The sequence below is a fragment of the Shewanella sp. c952 genome (assembly GCF_019654975.1).
In the GTDB taxonomy this organism is placed as follows: Bacteria; Pseudomonadota; Gammaproteobacteria; order Enterobacterales; family Shewanellaceae; genus Shewanella.
In genome coordinates this window covers 1-750 of record NZ_BPEW01000092.1, presented here as the reverse complement: position 1 = coordinate 750, position 750 = coordinate 1, and the positions used below count along the sequence as shown (strand labels likewise).

Here is a 750-nt window from a genome sequence, read left to right as displayed (position 1 = left end):
GTTTTTTTTTTCAAGCAGAAGACGGCATACGAGATTCGCCTTAGTCTCGTGGGCTCGGTCATGTGGGATATGGACCGCGAGCTTGACAGGGACTACTTGCAAAAAAGCCTAAAGCACTATCGAAACATTGACCAAGGTTTATTAAAAACGCAGCAAAATGGCTTGCTCACTGCTGAGCAGCAAAAAGAAAAAACAACCATAGACCAAGTTATCGCCGAATATCAGGGCTTAGGATATAATCCTGCGTCTTTACTCTCCCCAGCGATTCCTAGTCAACTTGAGCCGAGCTAACCTATGCGCCTGTTAAAATCTACCATTCATGCCGATATCGCCCACCTTGCCACAGATGAACTTACAGCTAAAAGCTTTCATCGCCAAGCTGCTCGCGGCATCATCCTCAAAGGCAAGGAGATCTTAATGCTCTATACCGAGCGCTACCATGACTACAGTATTCCAGGTGGTGGCATCGATGAGGGTGAAGAGATTCAAAGCGGCCTCATTCGTGAGCTAGAGGAAGAAACGGGGGCGCGGCATATTGAGATTGTCAGTGAGTTTGGTCGCTACCAAGAGTTTCGCCCTTGGAATAGGGATGGCTTCGAAGTGGTGCATATGGAATCATTTTGCTTTGTTTGCGATATTCACCCTGAACTCGGCGAAACCAAATTAGAAGCCCATGAGATCCAAAACGGCATGGCCCCAGTGTGGATCAATATTCATCAAGCCATCGCTCACAACGAGCACACTATGGCT

General features: G+C 47.5%; 1 protein-coding gene. It reads left to right on the top strand.

Annotated elements, in window-relative coordinates; all coding sequences use genetic code 11:
- Positions 1-294 precede the first annotated feature (294 nt).
- On the top strand, positions 295-750 hold a 456-nt coding region (locus K5R16_RS21990), incomplete at its 3' end, for an NUDIX hydrolase (protein WP_220740537.1).